This window comes from Pseudomonas sp. PS02302, assembly GCF_029959585.1.
Classification (GTDB): Bacteria; Pseudomonadota; Gammaproteobacteria; order Pseudomonadales; family Pseudomonadaceae; genus Chryseomonas; species Chryseomonas aestiva.
Genome location: NZ_JASCON010000102.1, coordinates 1 through 17,388, shown reverse-complemented (window position 1 = coordinate 17,388; position 17,388 = coordinate 1). Strand labels below are relative to the sequence as shown.

The window sequence follows — 17,388 nt, the reverse complement described above, 5'->3', positions numbered from 1 at the left end:
TGCTCGTGTGGGTCTTGACCTCTTTCTCCTCACGCCAGCGCCAGGCTCGGGTTCCAGTGTTGACCTTGACCCGAGGTCAAGGTCAACACTGAGCTCAGGAGGTGCCCATGCACGAATTCGAACTCTCCATCAGTGGCATGACCTGCGCGGCCTGCGCCGGTCGGGTCGAGCGCGCCCTGCAGAAGGTCCCGGCGGTCAGCGCGGCCGGTGTCAACCTGGCCAGCGAAAAGGCCCGCGTCAGCGCGCCGGTCGACGCGGCGCCGGCGCTGGCCGAGGCGGTCAGCGCAGCGGGCTACCGGGTGGCCGAGGCCGAGCATGACCTGGCGCTGTCCGGCATGAGCTGCGCCAACTGCGCCGGGCGGATCGAAAAGGTCTTGCGTACGGTGCCCGGGGTGCTGGCCGCCGAGGTCAACCTGGCCAGCGAAAGAGCCCGGGTGAAGACCCTGGCCGCGGTCGAGACGCCAGCCCTGATCGCCGCGGTGGAAGCCGCGGGCTACGGCGCCGAGGATCGCCACGCCGAAGACGAGCGTTCAGCGCCGGCCCGTCAGGGCGTGCCCTGGGAGGGTCTGGAGCTGGCCCTGGCGCTGCTGCTGGCCGCGCCGCTGATCCTGCCCATGCTGCTGACGCCCTTCGGCTGGCACCTGATGCCGCCCGCCTGGCTGCAATTGCTGCTGGCGACGCCGGTGCAGTTCCTGGTCGGCGCGCGCTTCTATCGCGGCGCCTGGCATGCCCTGCGCGCGCGCAGCGGCAACATGGATGTGCTGGTCGCCCTGGGCACCAGTGCCGCCTTCGGCCTCAGCCTCTATCTCTGGCTGGTCAAGGGCAGCCCGCACCTCTATTTCGAGACGGCGGCCATGGTCATCGCCCTGGTGCGCCTGGGCAAATACCTGGAAACCCGCGCCAAGCGCCGCACCGGCGCGGCGCTGCGCGCCCTGGAAGCCCTGCGCCCGGAAAGCGCCCGGCGCCTCGACGCAAACGGCGAGGAAGAAGAAGTCGCCCTGAATCGCCTGCGCCTGGGCGATCGCCTGCAGCTGCGGCCGGGCGAACGCATCCCCGCCGACGGCCGCATCCTGCAGGGTGAAAGCCAGGTCGACGAAGCCCTGCTCACCGGCGAAAGCCGCCCGGTCGCCAAGGGTCCCGGCGACGAGGTGGTGGGGGGCGCCATCAACGGCGAGGGCAATCTGCAGATCGAGGTCACCGCCCTGGGTGGCGAGACGGTGCTGGCCGGCATTATCCGCCTGGTGGAAGACGCCCAGGCCACCAAGGCGCCCATCCAGCAGCTGGTGGATCGCATTAGCCGGGTGTTCGTCCCGGTGGTGGTGGCCCTGGCCCTGGTCACCCTGCTCGGCTGGCTGCTGAGCGGCCACGCCCTGGAGCCCAGTCTGCTCGCCGCCGTGGCGGTACTGGTCATCGCCTGCCCCTGCGCCCTCGGGCTGGCCACCCCCGCCGCCCTGATGGCCGGCACCGGGGTGGCGGCGCGCCACGGCATCCTGATCAAGGACGCCGAGACCCTGGAGCGCGCCCAGGGCATCACCAGCGTGGTCTTCGACAAGACCGGCACCCTGACCGCCGGCCAGTTGCGCCTGCGCCAGCTGGCCACAGCACCCGGCATCGAGGAAGCCGAATTGCTGAGCCTGGCCGGCAGTCTGCAACGCGGCAGCGAGCATCCCCTGGCCGCGGCGGTCCTGCTGGCCTGTCGTGACCGCGGCCTGGACACCCCACCCGCCCGGGACGTGCGCGCCCTGCCCGGCCGAGGCCTCCAGGGCAGCTGGCAGGCGCGCTCCCTGCTGCTGGGCAATGCGCGGCTCCTGGCCGAACAGCAGCTGGACGCCGGCCCGCTGGCCGACGCCGCCCGCGCCTGGGAGGACCAGGGCCTTACGCTGTCCTGGCTGCTGGAGACCGGTGCCCCGGCGCGGGTGCTGGGGCTGCTGGCCTTTGGCGACGAGATCCGTCCGGGTGCCGCCGAGGCCATCGCCCGGTTGCGCCGCGACGGCATCGACAGTTGGCTGCTGACCGGTGACAACCGCGGCAGCGCCCGCCAGGTGGCTACTGCCCTGGGCATCGAGCACTGGGAGGCCGAGGTGTTGCCTGCCGACAAGGCCGCCGTGGTGGCCCGGCTGCAGGCGACCCGGGGCGGCGTCGCCATGGTCGGCGACGGCCTCAACGACGCCCCGGCCCTGGCCGCCGCCGAACTGGGCATCGCCATGGGTTCGGGTACCGCCGCCGCGCGCCATGCGGCCGGCATCACCCTGCTGCAGGAGGACCCACGCCAGGTGGTGGCGGCACTGGACATCGCCCGGCGCACCCAGCGCAAGATCCGCCAGAATCTGTTCTGGGCCTTCGTCTACAATGTCATCGGCCTGCCGCTGGCCGCCCTGGGTCTGCTCGATCCGGTCTATGCCGGCGCCGCCATGGCCTTTTCCAGCGTCAGTGTCCTGGCCAATGCCCTGCTGCTCGGCCGCTGGCGCCCGTCCGGAGACTCCCTGTCATGAATATCGGTCAGGCCGCCAAGGCCAGTGGCCTTACCGCCAAGATGCTGCGCTACTACGAGCGCATCGGCCTGCTGGCGCCCGCCGGGCGTACCGACAGCGGCTATCGCCAGTACGGCGCCGAAGACCTGCGGGTGCTGGCCTTCGTCCGCCGCTCGCGGGAGCTGGGCTTCAGCCTGGAGGAGATCCGCCAGCTGCTCAGTCTCTGGCAGGACCGGCAGCGTGCCAGTGCCGACGTCAAGGCGCTGGCCAAGCGACACATCGCCGAGCTGGATCAGAAGATCGGCGAACTGACCCGCCTGCGCAGCACCCTGGGCGAGCTGGTGTCCTGCTGCCATGGCGACGCCAGCCCAGACTGCCCGATCCTCGATAGCCTGGGGGGCTGACGCAACCGCTGTCGCCCAGCGGGGTCCATCGGTTATCCCCCCGCTACCGAGGCACCCCCATGCAGACCCTGCACCACTACCAGATCCGCTATCGTCTCAATGGCGAGCCCCTTACCCACGAGCTGGAGAGCTTCGCGCCGATCACCGAGGAAGAAGCGCTGCTGCAGTTGCTCATCAAGCACGTCGAGGAACCCCAGGTGGTGGTCGATGCGCCCTGGGAGCACCGTGCCCAGCCGAGCATCGCTCGTCGCGCCCAGGAAGCCGGGCTGAGCGATATCGAGGTCAGCCAGCGGGACTGACGGCCGGCCCAGGCGGGTGGCTTTGCGCTATAATTCCGCGCTTTTGCCCCCTTCGCCGGAGACCTTCATGACCCTGCCTCGCCTGCGCCTCAAAGCCAATGCCGACCGCCGTCTGCGCGCCGGGCACCTCTGGGTGTACAGCAACGAGGTGGACGTCGTCGCCACCCCGCTCACCGCCTTCGAACCGGGCGACCAGGCCATCCTGGAAACCACCAGCGGCAAGCCGCTCGGCCTGGTGGCACTGTCGCCCAACAACCTGATCTGCGCCCGACTGTTCTCCCGTGACACCGGCTACTTGCTGGACAAGTCGCTGTTGGTGCACCGCTTCAAGGTCGCCCTGAGCCTGCGCGAGCGGCTGTTCGGCAGCCACTGCTATCGCCTGGTCTACGGCGATTCGGACTTCCTGCCCGGCCTGGTGGTGGATCGCTTCAACGACATCCTGGTGGTGCAGATCGCTTCCGCCACCATGGAGCGCCAGCGCGACGCCATCCTCGCCGCCCTGCTGCAGGTGTTCAAACCCCAGGGCGTGCTGTGGAAGAACGATGGCAGCGCCCGCGCCGCCGAAGGCCTCTCAAGCTACGTGGAAGTGGCCTACGGCGAGGTCCCCGCCTGGGTGGCGCTGGAAGAGAACGGCGTGCGCTTCGAGGCGCCGGTTCGCGAAGGCCAGAAGACTGGCTGGTTCTATGACCACCGCCTGAACCGTGCGCGCCTGGCGCCCTATGTCGAAGGCAAGCGGGTCCTCGACCTGTTCAGCTACATCGGCGGCTGGGGCGTGCAGGCCGCGGCCTTTGGCGCCAGCGAGGTCATGTGCGTGGACGCCTCGGGCTTCGCCCTCGACGGCGTGGAGCGCAATGCCACCCTCAATGGCCTGGCGGAAAAGCTGGTGTGCGTCGAGGGCGATGTCTTCGAAGCGCTCAAGGAACTCAAGGCCGGCGAAGAGAAATTCGACGTCATCGTGGCCGACCCGCCGGCCTTCATCAAGAAGCGCAAGGACCTGAAGAACGGCGAGGCCGCCTACCGTCGCCTCAACGAACAGGCCATGCGCCTGCTGAACAAGGACGGCATCCTGGTCAGCGCTTCCTGTTCCATGCACCTGCCCGAAGACGACCTGCAAAACATCCTGCTCGGCAGCGCCCGCCATCTGGATCGCAACCTGCAGATCCTCGAACGCGGTGCCCAGGGCCCGGATCACCCGGTGCACCCGGCCATCCCGGAGACCCGCTACATCAAGAGCCTCACCTGCCGTCTACTACCCAGCTAAACGCCAGGCAAAGAAAAGCCGGACACTGTCCGGCTTTTTCGTATCTCGAATGCCTCAGCTCAGGGCACGAATCAACTCGTCTTTCTTCATTCGCGAACGACCGCGAACATTCTGCTCGGCCGCCTTCCTGACCAGCTCATCGCGAGTCATGTCGCTTAGCGAGGTGCTGCCAGTGCGCGAAGACCGTGCCGCGGCATGCCCGCCGTTGGGCGACTGGCCCTGCTTGGTCGCCACGGCACGCCGGGCGGAATCCTTGCGATCCGCGCGCTTGGCGGTACCGCTCTTGGTCTTGCCGGAGCCACTCTGTTCGCCACCGCCGGACTGCTTGTTCACCGTCGCCCAGGCCCGCGCCTCGGCTTCATCCTTGGAGACGCCGTTTTTCTCGTAGCTCTCCTCGATGTGCTCGGCCTTACGTACCTGCTTGTCGCTGTACGTGGATTTGTCGCCGCGGGGCATGGCAGTCTCCTGACTAGTCTTCCGCCTTGATGGTGGCCACATCGGCCGCCTTCACCCGTACCTGACGACCCGCCACATCGGTGAATTCATAGAAGCCATCGGGCGTCTTGGTATTGGGACGACCTTCGGTGATGTACTGGGTACCGTCCTGCAGGGTCACCACCGTCTCGGTGGAGCAGGCCGCCAGCCCCAGCAGGGTCATGGCCAGCAATCCACCCCTCGACAGGCGCTTCATGGAGCGTCCGGCGCAACGCGATGGATGGACACATCGTGCAGGGCCACCAGCGCCTGACCGGACTCGATGTCGGCCAGGTGGAAGCGCTCGTCGTTGATCGCATCCAGGTGCCGACAGGCCAGTTCGCGGACCACATCGGTGATGGGTACGTCCAGGTTGCTGATACGGTCGGTGTAGGCTTCGCCCAGCAGTTTGTAGTGGATTTCGTAATGGCTATCGGTGTCGTCACGCATGAGAAGTCTCCGCGAAAAGGCTGCCCGACTCGGGTTATTTCTATAGAGCCCGGGCAACCGGAGCGGTTCTTTTCCGCCCGTCAGACGCCGCCGAACGGTCGTCTGTCAAGTACCCCAAAACGCCCTGGCTCAACGCCCTGCCCGCATCTGCTGCAGGAGCGGCGCGCACTGGGTGCCCTGCTCGTTGCTGGGCGCGACCAGCGCCAGCAGACCGGCGGCAGGCGCCGCGAAGGTCGCCAGCAGCGCTGCCACGGCGCCGCGTGCCGCCAGTGGCAGTGCCTTCACGCCCGGTGACGGACTTTTCAGGGTGCCACGCACATAGAGCGGCGAGCGCAGCGAGAAGATGCGCAGGCCCTTGCTGTGGGGATCGACGGTGAGATCCAGGCGCTCGGTAGCCAGATTGGTGGTGCCGGTCACGTTGATCAGGGCGTTTTCCGTATCCAGCACGAAGACCTGGGGCTGCACCAGACCCTTCTTGAAGTCGAGATCGGCGACCGCGCAATTGATCTCCACCTCGTCATCGCCAAACAGCCGGTCGACCAGGTAGTTGCCGACATTGAGTCCGGCCAGCTCCATCAGGCTGCGACTGATACGGCCGTCGTTCATCAGCAGCTTGAGTTCGCCGTTGCTGGTGCCGAGCAGCGCCGCCACCGAGTTGCCGATGCCACTCAGGGTGGCATCGCCATTGAGCTCGCCCATGCTGCGCTTCATGGTCGCCACGGTGGGGAACAGCTGGTTCAGCTTGACCCGACGCACGTGCAGATCGACCCGCCCCTGCAGCGGCGTCTTGTCGCCCTCCAGGCGCACCGTGGTGTTCAGATCGCCCCCGGCCACGCCGAAGCGCAGGGGATCGAGCAGCAGCACCCCATCGGTCAGGCGCACATGGGTATTCAGATCGGTGATCGGCAGCTGCGCGTTCTGCACGATGCGCTTGCCGGTGAAGCGCACGTCGGCATCCATGGCGCGCCAGCGCTCGGTGCGGAATTCGGAGACCGGCAGCGCCTTGTCCGCCGGCTGCTGGCTGGTCTCGCCCTTGGCCGCCTGCTGCTCCTTGGTATCGGCACCGATCAGCGGGGCCAGGTCCTCGAACAGCAACTGATCGGAGCGCAGGGTGCCGCTGAGCTTGGGTCGCGGCTTGCCGCCGGTGAACAGTACCTCGCCATGCAAATCGCTCTTGCCGACCCGGCCATTGAAGTCTTCATAGCTGAAACGGGCGCCCGCCGGATCGTTGAGCTTGACCGTGAGATGGCCGTCGGTGGCATAGGGCGCCGTCTCCGGGAGGGTGACCCCGGTCAGCGGATAGAGCTGCGCCAGGCTCTTGCCTTCCAGCACCAGGTGCAGATCCAGGGCGCCCAGGCGCCGCGGATCGGTCAGGGTGCCAAAGACCTGGACACGGGTTTCGCCCGCCCGGGCATCGAGCTGGATGGGGAAAGGCACATCGGCGTCCTGCAGCGCCAGCAGGCCACCGATCTGGCCACGACCACTGACCGGCACCTGCTTGTAGCTGCCCTCCACCGCCAGGGCGAACTGGAAGGGCTGGGTCTGCCTGACGTTGGAGCGCTGGCGCGAAGTGCCCTGCTTGCCCACCAGATCGGCATAGGCGATGGGAGCGTCCAGGGAGGTGATCCGCGCGCGCAGCCGGGTAGCGGTCTGGGCATCGTCGAAGCCGACCTGGCCGGCGTCGAAGCCGATGGTGCCGATGTCGACGGTCCAGGCCGAAGGCTCGGCCTTGGGGTCCTTCTCGGCGGTCTCGAAGGTCCAGCTGTTGCGGCCATCGGCGAGTCGCTGGGCATTGACCACCGGCCCGCTGAGGTCGATGCGCGGGATATAGACCTGCTTGGCCAGCAGGGCCAGCGGCGAGATCCGCAACTGCACCCGGTCGAGGTGGACGAAAGTCTTTTCCTTCGCCCAGTCCGGGTTGCCCAGGGTCAGGTCTTCGGCGGCGATGTGCGGCCAGGGAATCCAGGCGCGCCAACCGCCCTGATCCGGCTCGCGGTGCCAGACCACCCCCAGGTTGCCCTCGATGGCGAAGGGTCGATGCAGGGCGCTCGACACCTGCTCGTTGAGGGTCGGCTTGAGTCGATTCCAGTCGAAGGTGGCCAGCAGCACCACCAGCAGGACGAACAGCAGCAGGATGATTCCCAGCAGCCAGGCGAGGATCTTGCGTGGGCGCGTCATGGCCGCCTCCTTGGATTTCCGTTCCCTCTTGGGTCTGCTCAGCGCAGCGGGGTTCCCTGGACAGCCATCATGCCTTGCGTTGGCGCAGGGCGAGCAGCGCCACCGCCACCCCGATCAGGGTCAACAGCAGCAGACTGCCACGCAGGCCCACCTGCCCCGCCACGGCGCCGACCAGCGGCGGGCCGAGCAGGAAACCGAGATAGCCGGCCGTGGCGGTCATGGCGATACCCGCAGCCGGCGTCTCGGCCACCTGGCCAGCGGCGCTGAAGGCCGCCGGGACCACATTGGACAGCCCCAGGCCGACCAGCGCGAAGCCCAGGATCGCGGTCCAGGGCGCCGGCAGAAGGACCGCCAGCGCCAGTCCCAGGGTCGCCAGCAGGGCCCCGCCAACGATTACCTGGGGACCACCGAAGCGGCCGCGGATACCGTCGCCGAACAGCCGTCCCACCAGCATGGTCAGCGAAAAGCCCGCATAGCCCAGGGTCGCCACCACCGGACTCGCGCCGCCCACCTGGCCCAGGTAGACGGCGCTCCAGTCGGTCATGGCGCCCTCCAGCATCAGGCAGCCCAGGGCGATCAGGCCCAGCGCCAGGACCCGCCGATCCGGCAGCCGCAGGGCCTGACTCACCGGACTGCGATCGCCCTCGTCCAGGGCCAGGGCGGCGGGCAGCGCCAGCACCAGCGCCACCAGGGCGGCAGTGAGCAGCACCGCCAGCGCCGAGGCGCCCAGGTGCAGCACCAGCGCCCCCAGGCCGGCGCCCAGAAATCCGCCCAGGCTGAAGGCGGCGTGGAAGGACGACATCAGCGGGCCGTTCCAGCGGCTTTCGACGTCGCTGGCATGGGCGTTCATGGCCACGTCGATCAGCCCGTTGCAGGCGCCGAGCAGCAGCGCGCAGGGCAGCAGCCAGCCCAGCGACGGCGCCACCCCGGGCCAGCTCAGCACCAGCACGAAGGCCAGGATGCTCAGGCGGGTGAGGCGTCCGGTCCCGCCCAGGCGCGGCACCAGCACCCCGGCGAAGGGCATGGTCAGCAGGGCGCCCAGGGCGACCGCCAGCAGCACCAGACTCAGCTGGCCGTCGCCCAGCAGCAGATCGCGCTTGAGTTCGGGAATGGCCGCCGCCCAGCCGCCGATCCCGCAACCGTTGGCGAGAAAGACGGTAAAGGTGGCGCGACGTTGGCGACGCAATACGGCAGAGGTCATGGCGATCCTTGGGCGCGAGTCTAGCGATCAAGCGAATGCAGCTGCAGCCCGGCGTCACGGTAGGGCTGCAGGCGCTCCTCGCTCAGCCCCGGCTCCAGCACCAGATGGTTCAGCTGATCGAGTCGGAGCACGTGATAGAAGGCCACGCTGTCGAGCTTCTCGGCGGTCACCGCGACGGCCACCTGGCTGCTCTGCTCGGCCACGGCCGCCTTGAATTCGGCTTCTTCCAGATCGAAGCCGGTCACGCCGGTCTCCACCGCCAGGGCGCAGGTCCCGAGAAAAGCCAGGTCGGCGCGCACGCCCCGCAGATCACGCAGCGCCCGAGCGCCCAGGCAGGCACCCGACTCCGGCGCGGCCAGGCCGCCGATCATCAGCACCCGGATCCCCGGGCGCTGCAGCAGCGCCGCGGCGATCACCGGTGCATTGGTGGCCACGGTCAGGTCGAGATCCGTGGGCAGCGCCTGGGCGATGGCCAGGTTGGTCGAGCCGGCGTCCAGCAGCAGCAATTGCCCCCGTTGCGCCAGCCTGGCCGCGGCCTGCCCCAGTGTCTGCTTGGCCGCCTCGTCCCGACCGATACGCGCCGGCAGCGCCTCCGGCGGCGTCAGCAGCGAGAGCGCCCCGCCATACACCCGACGGCACAGGCCCTGGCGGGCCAGTTCGCGCAGGTCGCGGCGCACGCTGTCTTCGGAAATACCCCAGGTCGCGGCCAGTTCGGCCGACAGGACCCGGCCCTGTTCGCGCAACAGGGCCAGGATCGCGGCCTGGCGTTCTTCGGGAAGGTGGACGGCTGCTGCGTTCATGCTGATACTCCAGGAGGACCAGCACATCATGCAGAATCATTTACGATCGTGCAACATCATGCACTGGACGACGCCTTGCTCCGGGCATCCAGCCAGCGGCCGCCAAAGACATTGATCAGCAGCCCAAGCATGACCGCCACGCCGCCCACTTCCTGCTGGGTGGTCATCTGCTCACCCAGCAGCACGGCGGCCGAACTCAGCCCGACCACCGGCACCAGCAGCGAAAAGGGCGCCACCTGGCCGGCCGGATAACGCGACAGCAGCCGGCTCCAGATGCCGTAGCCGACCAGGGTGGCGATAAAGGCCAGGTAGACGATGGCAAAGACCGACCCGCCTGACAGCGACGTCAGCGCCGTGGTGATCTGTTCCGGACCTTCCAGCAGCAGTGACAGGATGAAGAAGGGAATGGGCGGAATCAGGCTGCCCCAGACCACCAGACCGAGCATGTCCACCTTGCCGATCTTCTTGGTGACGATGTTACCCAGCCCCCACATGGCCGCCGCCGCCAGGGTCAGCAGAAAACCGGCCAGGGTCATGCTGACGCCATGTTCGGTGCCGATCAGCAGCAGGCCCAGCGCCGCCACCAGCAGCCCGACCAGACTCGCCCGGCGTACCTTTTCCCCGAGGAAGGTAGCGGCGAAGGCCAGGGTAAAGAAGGCCTGGGCCTGCAAGACCAGCGAGGCCAGGCCCGCCGGCATGCCCACGTACATGGCCGAGAACAGGAAGGCGAACTGGCCCAGGGAAATGGTCAGGCCGTAGGCCAGCAGCAATCGCCAGGAGACCTGGGGGCGGCGCACGAAGAGGATGGCCGGAAAGGCCGCCAGGCAGAATCTCAGGGCTCCCAGCAGCATGGGCGGCACGCCGTGCAGGCCAAGCTTGATGACCACGAAGTTCACCCCCCAGGCCAGGATGACGACCAGTGCCAGCAACAGATCCCGGGGTGCCATCGACAGCTCCTTGAACGCGTTCAGATAGATAGGCGGCTACCCTACTCCTTTGTGTCCGCGCTGCGGCGTCACAGTTGCCCACAAATTCGGCCAGTCACTCTCTGCCAAGGAAAAACCGCAGCCTGGGCTGCGGTTCGTTGGGATCAGGCACTGCGCTTGTCGCGCAGGGGGTCGTGGCCCCAGTTCATCAGCGACTTGCGCCAGCGCGAGTCTTCGATGTCGCCGTCCGGTCGCTGCTTGAGATGGCGATGCACATAGCCGATGACCTTGCGCATGGCCTGGTAGTCATCGTCTTCCAGTTCGGCCTGGCGCTTGCCCTTGAGCTCCAGGATACGCTCGCCCATGGCATGGCCTACGGCCTTGCCATCGTTGGCCGCCGTGACCTTCTTGCCACCCTTGGTCATGCCCACGCCCTTGCTGGTGTCGCCACTGAGCCATTTGCGCAACTGGCTCGGGGTCATGTTGACCACCTGCTTGAACTCGCTGCGGACGTCTTTCTTGTCGTCGTCGGTCGCCTTCTTGGTGCTCATTTTTCACCTGCCTTTTGCAACGCCTTGAGCAGTTCGTCTTTCTTCATACGCGACCGCCCCCGCACCTCGCGGCGCGCCGCTCGCTTCATCAGCTCGTCCTTGGTCAGGCCGGCCAGGCCCGACTCACGCGCCGCGGCCGTCTTGCGCGCCACATCGGCGGGTTGCTTGGAGTGCTGCTGGCCCCGTCGCGTATCACGGCGCTTCTTAGCGGTGGTGCGCTGGTACTCTTCCTTGCTCAAGGAGTCCCGGGCCTTTTCCGGCAGATAGCGTTCGCCGGTCTCTTCGGACTTCTTGCCGGAGCGGGTGTCCCACTTCTCGTCGGTCCACTGCTGCAGATGATTGTCCTTGCCCTTGCCGCCCTGGTATTCACCACCGCGCTTCTGGTACTCCTGGGAGGCCAGTTGCGCCTTGCGCGCCGACCACTGACCGGGCTTGCCGCCCTTGTCGCCCTCGGTAATCTCTTTCTTCACCTTTTCCCAGAGCACGGGATCGCTCTTCTTGGCCGTCGCACTCATGGCTCACCTCGGATTGGGGTTCACTGCAGTCGCTGTCTCTAGGATGACTGTCCAACCGAAACGGGGGTTCGCGCCAGGCGACGAATGCCCCTACCCTGCGTCTTCCGGTATCCCGAGAAAGCCATGTCCCTCGCCACCCTGCTCCGCCGTCGCCTGATCCCGCTGCTCTTCGTCACCCTGCTGGTAGGGGTCGGGGTCCCCTATGGCTGCTCGGAATTGGCCTATCGCGAACGCCAGTGGGTCTTCAGCATCGAACCCGGCAACGCCAGCTGGTTCACCGGCGTGCCGGAAGGCGTCCGCCAGCTCAATCTGCCGGTCCCCGACGGCCTGACCGGCACCGACTACCTGCACGCCTGGTGGTGGCCCGCCCGGCGTCCGGACGCCCCCACCCTGCTCTATCTGCATGGCACCCGCTGGAATCTGACCGCCCAGGTCCGGCGCATCGCCACCCTGCGGCAACTCGGCTATTCGGTGCTGGCCATCGACTATCGCGGCTTTGGCGAAAGTCCTGGCGACGTGCCCTCCGAACGCAGCGTCTACCAGGACGCCCGCGTCGCCTGGAAGTACCTGCAGAGCCTGCAGCCCGATCCGCGCAAGAGATATATCTATGGCCACTCGCTGGGCGGCGCCGTGGCGGTGGACCTGGCCTGGCGCATCGCCCGCGACGGGGATCCCACCGGTGACTATCCCGCCGCCGCCGGCCTGATCATCGAATCCACCTTCACCACCCTGGCCGATGCCGCCTCGGCGGTAGTCGACACCCGCTTTCCCCTGCGCTGGCTGATGTCGGAAAGATTCGATTCCCTGGACAAGATCCCGGACATCCATATCCCGGTGCTCATCGTCCACGGTGGCGACGATCGCTATGTGCCTCCACGCTTCAGCGAAGCTCTCTATGCGGCGGCGCGGCAGCCCAAGCGCCTGCTGCTGATCCCCGACGGGACCCACTCCAACAGCATGGTGATAGGCACGCGCGACTATGCCGCCGCCTTGCGCGAACTGTTCGGCGGCGCTCAACTGAGTGAAGCGGAAAAGGGGCAATCATCGACGGGAAGCTAGAGACTTTCTGAAAGGCATCGACGGCGCTGATAGTCACTATCTGGCCAGTCTATTTTTTCTGGGCGCTCCTGCTCGGGATACTGAACGCACTCCAGCACAGTTTCCCCAGAGGACACCACCATGAACCTGCGTATCGCCTTCGGTTTCGCCCTGACCGCCCTGGCCCTGAACACCTTCGCCCAGGACTTCGCCTTCACCCCGAACGCTGCCACCCAGATCGCCGAGGAATCCAGCCAACGCCCACTGGGCCAGCTGATCAAGCAACAGCAGCAGCGCCTGCAGCAACGCACCCTGGCCGAAGAATCCAGCCTGCGGCCGCTGGGTGAGGTCATCAAGCAGCAGCAACGCCAGTTGCAGGAACGCCGGATCGCCGAGGAATCCAGCCTGCGCCCCCTGGGACAGGTGATCGAAGACCAGCAACAGCGTCTCGGTGACGATGCAGTGGCCGAAGAATCCAGCCAGCGCCCCATGGGTCGGCTGATCGACCGCCAGCAGCATCGCCTGCAGGATGACGCCCTGGCCGAAAATGGCTCGGCCCAGACCCTCGACCGCCTGATCAAGGCCGGCCAGACCCGTCAGGCCTGAGCCCTACCCGTCCCTTCCTGCCCGGCCTTGCGCCGGGCTCGCCTAATCAGGTCTTCTCGCTACCCGGCCCAATGCTGGCAGGGGCCTCCACCACCATCTCCTGCGGCACCTCGTCGATACGCGGATCCAGCGCCGCTGCCATCGGACTCACCGAATCCGGCATGGCCACGTGATGCAGTGGCGCCGCGTCCAGCCGGTGCTCGCCACTGACGAACCGGGGCTGCACGAAGACGATCAGGATCAACGCATAGGCCGAGGTCAGCACATAGAAGGTGCCGGGGCCGAAATGCTCCATGGCCGCACCGGCCAGCAGCGGCCCGATACAGGCACCGACGCCATAGGTGGTCAGCAGCATCGCCGACAACTCCACTCGCCGCTCGGGCTCGACGTGATCGTTGGCAAAGGCCGTGGCCAGCGGATAGAGGGTGAACAGCAGCATCCCCGAGACGAAGCCCGCGGCCAACAGCCAGGGATAGGGCAAGCTGATCAGCCCCCACAGCGGCACCGCCGCCAGGCACAGCAACACCGCATTGGCGCGGATCAGCTTGCAGCGATCGAGACGATCCGACAGCCAGCCCAGCGGCCACTGGGCACAGAAGCCCGCGACGATGCACAACCCCACATAGAAGCTCGACTGCGCCGTATCCAGGCCGCTGCGACTGGCGAATACCGGCGCCAGGCCATAGAAGCCTCCCACCAGCAGCCCTGCGGTAAAGATGGTGACCAGCGACTGGGGTACCCGCTGCCAGAAGAAACGGATCTCCAGCGGCGCCGCCACCAGCTTGGCCGGGTGCACCCGGCGGGTCATGGCCAGGGGAATCAGGCAGGAGGCGAAGCAGATGGCGACCAGCAGCAGCGGCTTGTAGTCGAGTTGCGGATGCCAGGCCAGTAGCGCCTGACCGATCACCAGCCCCAGGTCCACCGCCACCATGTAGCCGGCGAACACCTTGCCGCGCTGATGATTCTCCGCCTGCTCGTTGAGCCAGCTCTCGATCACCATGTACTGATTCATCATCACCACGCCCATGACGAATCTCAGCGCGATCCAGACGTTCAGGTCATCGATCAGGGCGTGAATGAGCACCGTGACCGTGGCCGCACCGGCGCAGGCCACATAGGAACGGATGTGGCCGACGCTGGCGATCAGGCGATGACCGAACTTGCCACCGCAGACCAGTCCGAAGTAGTAGGCCGCCATCAGGGCGCCGGTCCACAGGTCCCCCGCCCCCTCGCCGGTCAGTCTCAGACCGATGTAGGTGGTGAAAAGGCCAGAGCCGGCCAGCATCAAAAGAGTGGCGAAATAGAGCGCAGGAAAGGTAACGAGAGGGCTGAACATCAGAGATCACATGAAAAGAAGCGGAAAGCCGGAACGGACCAGCCGGAGCTGGTCGTCGGGACTACGGAAGGAAAAACATTAGGAGATAGCGCCGGAAATCACTCCGGCTCTTGGCGCCTGCTGGTCTCGGTGCGCTGGCGCTGCCGCCACTGATCCAGATAGACCACCTGGCCATGCTCGGGCTTGGCCTGATAGGCAGGGGCCGAAGCCACCACCGAATCCGCCGCCGGGCGCTCGACCTCGGGTACCACGAAGGGCGCGAACTCGACCTTGGCCAGGGTCTTGCCGAACAGGGCCAGAGAAGCATCGAGCCGCTCTTCGCCCGTCACGGTAAATTCGAAGGCGAACAACCGCGCCAGGCGCTTGCGCCCCTTGGCATCGGCCAGCCAGCGAAAGCGGGAAAAGGCCACGGCGCCATCGAGCAGCATGACCTTGCGGCGACGACACTCCTGCTCGGCCAGCAACAGCGCCCGTTCGCGAATGCCGTGGGCGTGCCAGAACCACAGGCCAATGCCGACTGCGCCCAGTAACAGGCAGAGATTACCTAGCGTCAGCATCTTCGCTCCTCATCGAAGGGTACCGCCGTCACTGACGCCGTGCAGCGTCACCAGATGCCGTCTCGTTCAACAGGCGAATGTTTTCACGCTCGCCTTTGTACAGCGCCAGAGGGGCGATTTCCTTACCCAGCAACGGCACCTGCTGTTGGTGCCATATGTAGTAGAAAACGTTCAGTACCACCAATAGCAGAAACAACCAACGCATCATTCGTTCTCGAGCGGACACGCCAAAGCCAATCCAGCAAACACCATATCGGGCACGATTCGCGCGCCCGGAACGACATGTTTGACCAGTTCCGCGTCACCCCCGGTCAGAAAGATCTCGCAACCTTCGGCGAACATCTCCTGAGCCAGTTCGTACTGGGTACGGACGAATCCCTTGAGCATGTACAGACACCCACGCTCCACGGCCTCGCTGGTCGTGCGTCCCGGCGCCTCGTAGCGTTCACCACTGGCCCAATGTGGATCGTAGCGGATCCGCCGGGTATGGGTCTGCAGTTCCCGACGCATCAACGGAATCCCCGGACAGATGAACCCTCCCTGATGCTCGCCCTGGTCGTCGACCAGATCGGCCGTGACCGCGGTGCCCAGATCCAGGACCACGCACGCCTTGCCCTCGGCCAGCCGTACCGCGGCCAGGATCACCAGCCAGCGATCCATGCCCAGGCGCTGATGATCACGATAGCCATTGCGCACGCCATTCCAGGCCTCGACCGGCACGGCCTGGTGACAGGGGATACCGAAGGTGGCGGTCAGCAGCTCCTTGAGTTGCTGGGTCTCTTCGTCGCTACGCACGCTGACCAGGCGACAAGCCGCCAGTGGCGGTGTATCCGGCTGGGACAAGGCCGCCACCAGGGCATCGTCGCTGTCGACGATGCCCGTAGCGGCCACTTCGGCGCCTGCGGCGAGCAGTCGCCATTTGATCAGACTGTTACCGCAATCGAGTTCAAGAATCATGATCTAGGCTCAGGCTCAATTCGCCACCGCTGAAAGCCTGTGTCTGACCGTCTACATGCATGAGGATAGCCCCATCTTCGGCAACTCCTGCCACTGTGCCCTGAATACAGCGAACCCCCGAAGACAGGGTTACCGCTCGACCTTGCCAGCCATGATAACGCTCCCACTCGTCGCGCAGGGCGGCGAATCCGGCCTGGCGGTGAATCTGCCACAGGTTATCGATCTCCCGGAGCAGCAGGCTGGCGACCTGGTTGCGATCCTGCAGCCCCCCCAGGGCTTCGGCCATGGAGATCCAGGGCTGATCGATGGTGTCGGCCAGACGCATGTTGACGTTGATACCGATGCCGATGATGGCCTGGCAGACGTCCTGCGGATCACCCGACAATTCGATGAGGATGCCGGCCAACTTGCGGCCACGCACCAGGACATCGTTGGGCCACTTCAGGCAGGCATCCTCGACGCCCAGCTGTTGCAGGGTACGGATGACCGCCAGGCCCATGGTCAGGCTCAGGGCCTGCAGCTTCTGGATCCCGCCCTGGCTGGACACCACGGCGGTGAGATAGAGATTCTTGCCATAGGGGCTGACCCAGGCGCGCCCACGACGGCCACGGCCCGCCTGCTGATGCTCGGCCAGCAAGGCGAATGGAGGCATTTGCTGATGCAGACGGCGTTGCGCTTCGGCATTGGTGGAGTCGATGGAAGCCAGGACCGCTACCGGCCAGCCGCCCTCCTGGGCGATCCGCTCGGCATCTAGCAGCGACAGGGGCTCTTCCAGGCGGTAACCCCGACCTGGCACTTTGAACACCTCGACGCCCAGGTCATCTTCCAGCGTCTTCAACCGCTTCCAGATGGCACTTCTGGAGACGCCCAAGGCCTCACCAAGCTCGACGCCGGAATGAAATTTTCCATCACTCAGCAGTTTCAGCAACGGCATTCCCGAACCCCGTTCGACTTTCTTCCGCTCCAAAGACAACACCCCCGCCAGAGTGAACTGAGCGGGGGTGCTGGGTGTTAGGCGCTTGACGATGACCTACTCTCACATGGGGAAACCCCACACTACCATCGGCGATGCATCGTTTCACTTCTGAGTTCGGGAAGGGATCAGGTGGTTCCAATGCTCTATGTTCGTCAAGCAATTCGGTTGGCTGACCAGGCGATGAGGCTGCCTGGCTGGCCCAATTGGGTCTGTGATCGAAGTAGACAACTCGTCTTTGGGGTCTTGCGAACCCACGCGCCGGTTTTCGGCGTCGTCTTCCTCACGCTCTGACCGCGGTCAGATTGTTTGGGTGTTATATGGTCAAGCCTCACGGGCAATTAGTATCGGTTAGCTCAACGCCTCACAGCGCTTACACACCCGACCTATC

At 66.2% G+C, this 17,388-nt stretch carries 20 protein-coding genes and 1 rRNA gene; 6 read left to right on the top strand and 15 right to left on the bottom strand.

Annotated features, from left to right (window positions below; genetic code table 11):
• Positions 1 to 107 precede the first annotated feature (107 nt).
• The 4 genes from QMX82_RS23410 (at position 108) to QMX82_RS23395 (ending at position 4,435) form a co-directional block, all read left to right on the top strand.
• Entirely contained in the window at positions 108 to 2,492 is a 2,385-nt protein-coding gene (locus QMX82_RS23410) for a heavy metal translocating P-type ATPase (RefSeq protein WP_282288023.1), read from the top strand.
• Positions 2,489 to 2,875, top strand: coding sequence for a Cu(I)-responsive transcriptional regulator (cueR, locus tag QMX82_RS23405; protein WP_187978510.1), 387 nt, complete (start codon positions 2,489 to 2,491; stop codon positions 2,873 to 2,875). Before QMX82_RS23410 ends, cueR begins: the two co-directional genes overlap by 4 nt.
• A gap of 59 nt (positions 2,876 to 2,934) precedes the next feature.
• Positions 2,935 to 3,174: a hypothetical protein gene (locus QMX82_RS23400; RefSeq protein WP_282288021.1), complete on the top strand. Its 240-nt coding sequence runs from the start codon at positions 2,935 to 2,937 to the stop codon at positions 3,172 to 3,174.
• A gap of 67 nt (positions 3,175 to 3,241) precedes the next feature.
• A complete protein-coding gene (locus tag QMX82_RS23395; RefSeq protein ID WP_282288018.1) occupies positions 3,242 to 4,435 on the top strand; it encodes a class I SAM-dependent rRNA methyltransferase in 1,194 nt (397 codons plus the stop codon).
• 54 nt (positions 4,436 to 4,489) lie between these two features.
• Here the strand turns inward: QMX82_RS23395 and QMX82_RS23390 are convergent, their stop codons facing one another.
• From QMX82_RS23390 to QMX82_RS23350, 9 genes are all read right to left on the bottom strand, one after another.
• Positions 4,490 to 4,891: a Rho termination factor N-terminal domain-containing protein gene (locus QMX82_RS23390; RefSeq protein WP_282288016.1), complete on the bottom strand. Its 402-nt coding sequence runs from the start codon at positions 4,889 to 4,891 to the stop codon at positions 4,490 to 4,492.
• A gap of 13 nt (positions 4,892 to 4,904) precedes the next feature.
• Complete coding sequence (locus QMX82_RS23385; protein ID WP_208694196.1) at positions 4,905 to 5,126, bottom strand: YgdI/YgdR family lipoprotein; 222 nt, start codon at positions 5,124 to 5,126, stop codon at positions 4,905 to 4,907.
• Positions 5,123 to 5,359 carry a hypothetical protein gene (locus QMX82_RS23380; RefSeq protein ID WP_208694195.1) on the bottom strand — a complete coding sequence of 79 codons (237 nt, stop codon included), beginning with the start codon at positions 5,357 to 5,359 and terminating at the stop codon, positions 5,123 to 5,125. The genes QMX82_RS23385 and QMX82_RS23380 overlap by 4 nt, the downstream gene beginning before the upstream one ends.
• Positions 5,360 to 5,488: 129 nt before the next feature.
• The gene (locus QMX82_RS23375; RefSeq protein ID WP_282288013.1) at positions 5,489 to 7,537 is read right to left on the bottom strand and encodes an AsmA family protein; all 2,049 of its coding nucleotides are present in this window, start codon (positions 7,535 to 7,537) and stop codon (positions 5,489 to 5,491) included.
• A 67-nt stretch (positions 7,538 to 7,604) separates the two neighbouring features.
• The gene (locus tag QMX82_RS23370; protein WP_282288011.1) at positions 7,605 to 8,738 is read right to left on the bottom strand and encodes an MFS transporter; all 1,134 of its coding nucleotides are present in this window, start codon (positions 8,736 to 8,738) and stop codon (positions 7,605 to 7,607) included.
• Between the two features lie 20 nt (positions 8,739 to 8,758).
• Positions 8,759 to 9,538, bottom strand: coding sequence for a DeoR/GlpR family DNA-binding transcription regulator (locus QMX82_RS23365; protein WP_208694192.1), 780 nt, complete (start codon positions 9,536 to 9,538; stop codon positions 8,759 to 8,761).
• Positions 9,539 to 9,594: 56 nt separating this feature from the next.
• Positions 9,595 to 10,485 carry an EamA family transporter gene (locus QMX82_RS23360; protein WP_208694191.1) on the bottom strand — a complete coding sequence of 297 codons (891 nt, stop codon included), beginning with the start codon at positions 10,483 to 10,485 and terminating at the stop codon, positions 9,595 to 9,597.
• A 143-nt stretch (positions 10,486 to 10,628) separates the two neighbouring features.
• Entirely contained in the window at positions 10,629 to 11,015 is a 387-nt protein-coding gene (locus QMX82_RS23355; RefSeq protein WP_208694190.1) for a DUF3140 domain-containing protein, read from the bottom strand.
• Entirely contained in the window at positions 11,012 to 11,530 is a 519-nt protein-coding gene (locus QMX82_RS23350; protein WP_282288007.1) for a hypothetical protein, read from the bottom strand. Before QMX82_RS23350 ends, QMX82_RS23355 begins: the two co-directional genes overlap by 4 nt.
• Before the next feature lie 123 nt (positions 11,531 to 11,653).
• On the opposite strand from QMX82_RS23350, the gene QMX82_RS23345 reads away from it, so the two are divergent.
• Positions 11,654 to 12,589 carry an alpha/beta hydrolase gene (locus tag QMX82_RS23345; protein ID WP_282288004.1) on the top strand — a complete coding sequence of 312 codons (936 nt, stop codon included), beginning with the start codon at positions 11,654 to 11,656 and terminating at the stop codon, positions 12,587 to 12,589.
• Positions 12,590 to 12,709: 120 nt separating this feature from the next.
• Positions 12,710 to 13,174 (top strand): hypothetical protein, encoded by a 465-nt coding sequence (locus QMX82_RS23340; RefSeq protein WP_208694187.1) that lies wholly within the window; start codon positions 12,710 to 12,712, stop codon positions 13,172 to 13,174.
• Between the two features lie 46 nt (positions 13,175 to 13,220).
• Here QMX82_RS23340 and QMX82_RS23335 read toward each other — a convergent pair whose 3' ends face one another.
• From QMX82_RS23335 to rrf, 6 genes are all read right to left on the bottom strand, one after another.
• The gene (locus tag QMX82_RS23335) at positions 13,221 to 14,510 is read right to left on the bottom strand and encodes an MFS transporter (RefSeq protein WP_133862851.1); all 1,290 of its coding nucleotides are present in this window, start codon (positions 14,508 to 14,510) and stop codon (positions 13,221 to 13,223) included.
• A gap of 98 nt (positions 14,511 to 14,608) precedes the next feature.
• Positions 14,609 to 15,067: a DUF3301 domain-containing protein gene (locus tag QMX82_RS23330; RefSeq protein WP_133862850.1), complete on the bottom strand. Its 459-nt coding sequence runs from the start codon at positions 15,065 to 15,067 to the stop codon at positions 14,609 to 14,611.
• Between the two features lie 28 nt (positions 15,068 to 15,095).
• On the bottom strand, positions 15,096 to 15,275 hold the full coding sequence (locus tag QMX82_RS23325; protein ID WP_037006863.1) for a hypothetical protein: 180 nt from the start codon (positions 15,273 to 15,275) through the stop codon (positions 15,096 to 15,098).
• Entirely contained in the window at positions 15,272 to 16,024 is a 753-nt protein-coding gene (locus tag QMX82_RS23320; RefSeq protein ID WP_282287999.1) for a type III pantothenate kinase, read from the bottom strand. The genes QMX82_RS23325 and QMX82_RS23320 overlap by 4 nt, the downstream gene beginning before the upstream one ends.
• Positions 16,014 to 16,958 carry a bifunctional biotin--[acetyl-CoA-carboxylase] ligase/biotin operon repressor BirA gene (birA, locus tag QMX82_RS23315; RefSeq protein ID WP_282287997.1) on the bottom strand — a complete coding sequence of 315 codons (945 nt, stop codon included), beginning with the start codon at positions 16,956 to 16,958 and terminating at the stop codon, positions 16,014 to 16,016. The genes QMX82_RS23320 and birA overlap by 11 nt, the downstream gene beginning before the upstream one ends.
• An 83-nt stretch (positions 16,959 to 17,041) precedes the next feature.
• Positions 17,042 to 17,157, bottom strand: a 5S ribosomal RNA gene (gene rrf, locus QMX82_RS23310).
• Between the last annotated feature and the right edge of the window lie 231 nt (positions 17,158 to 17,388).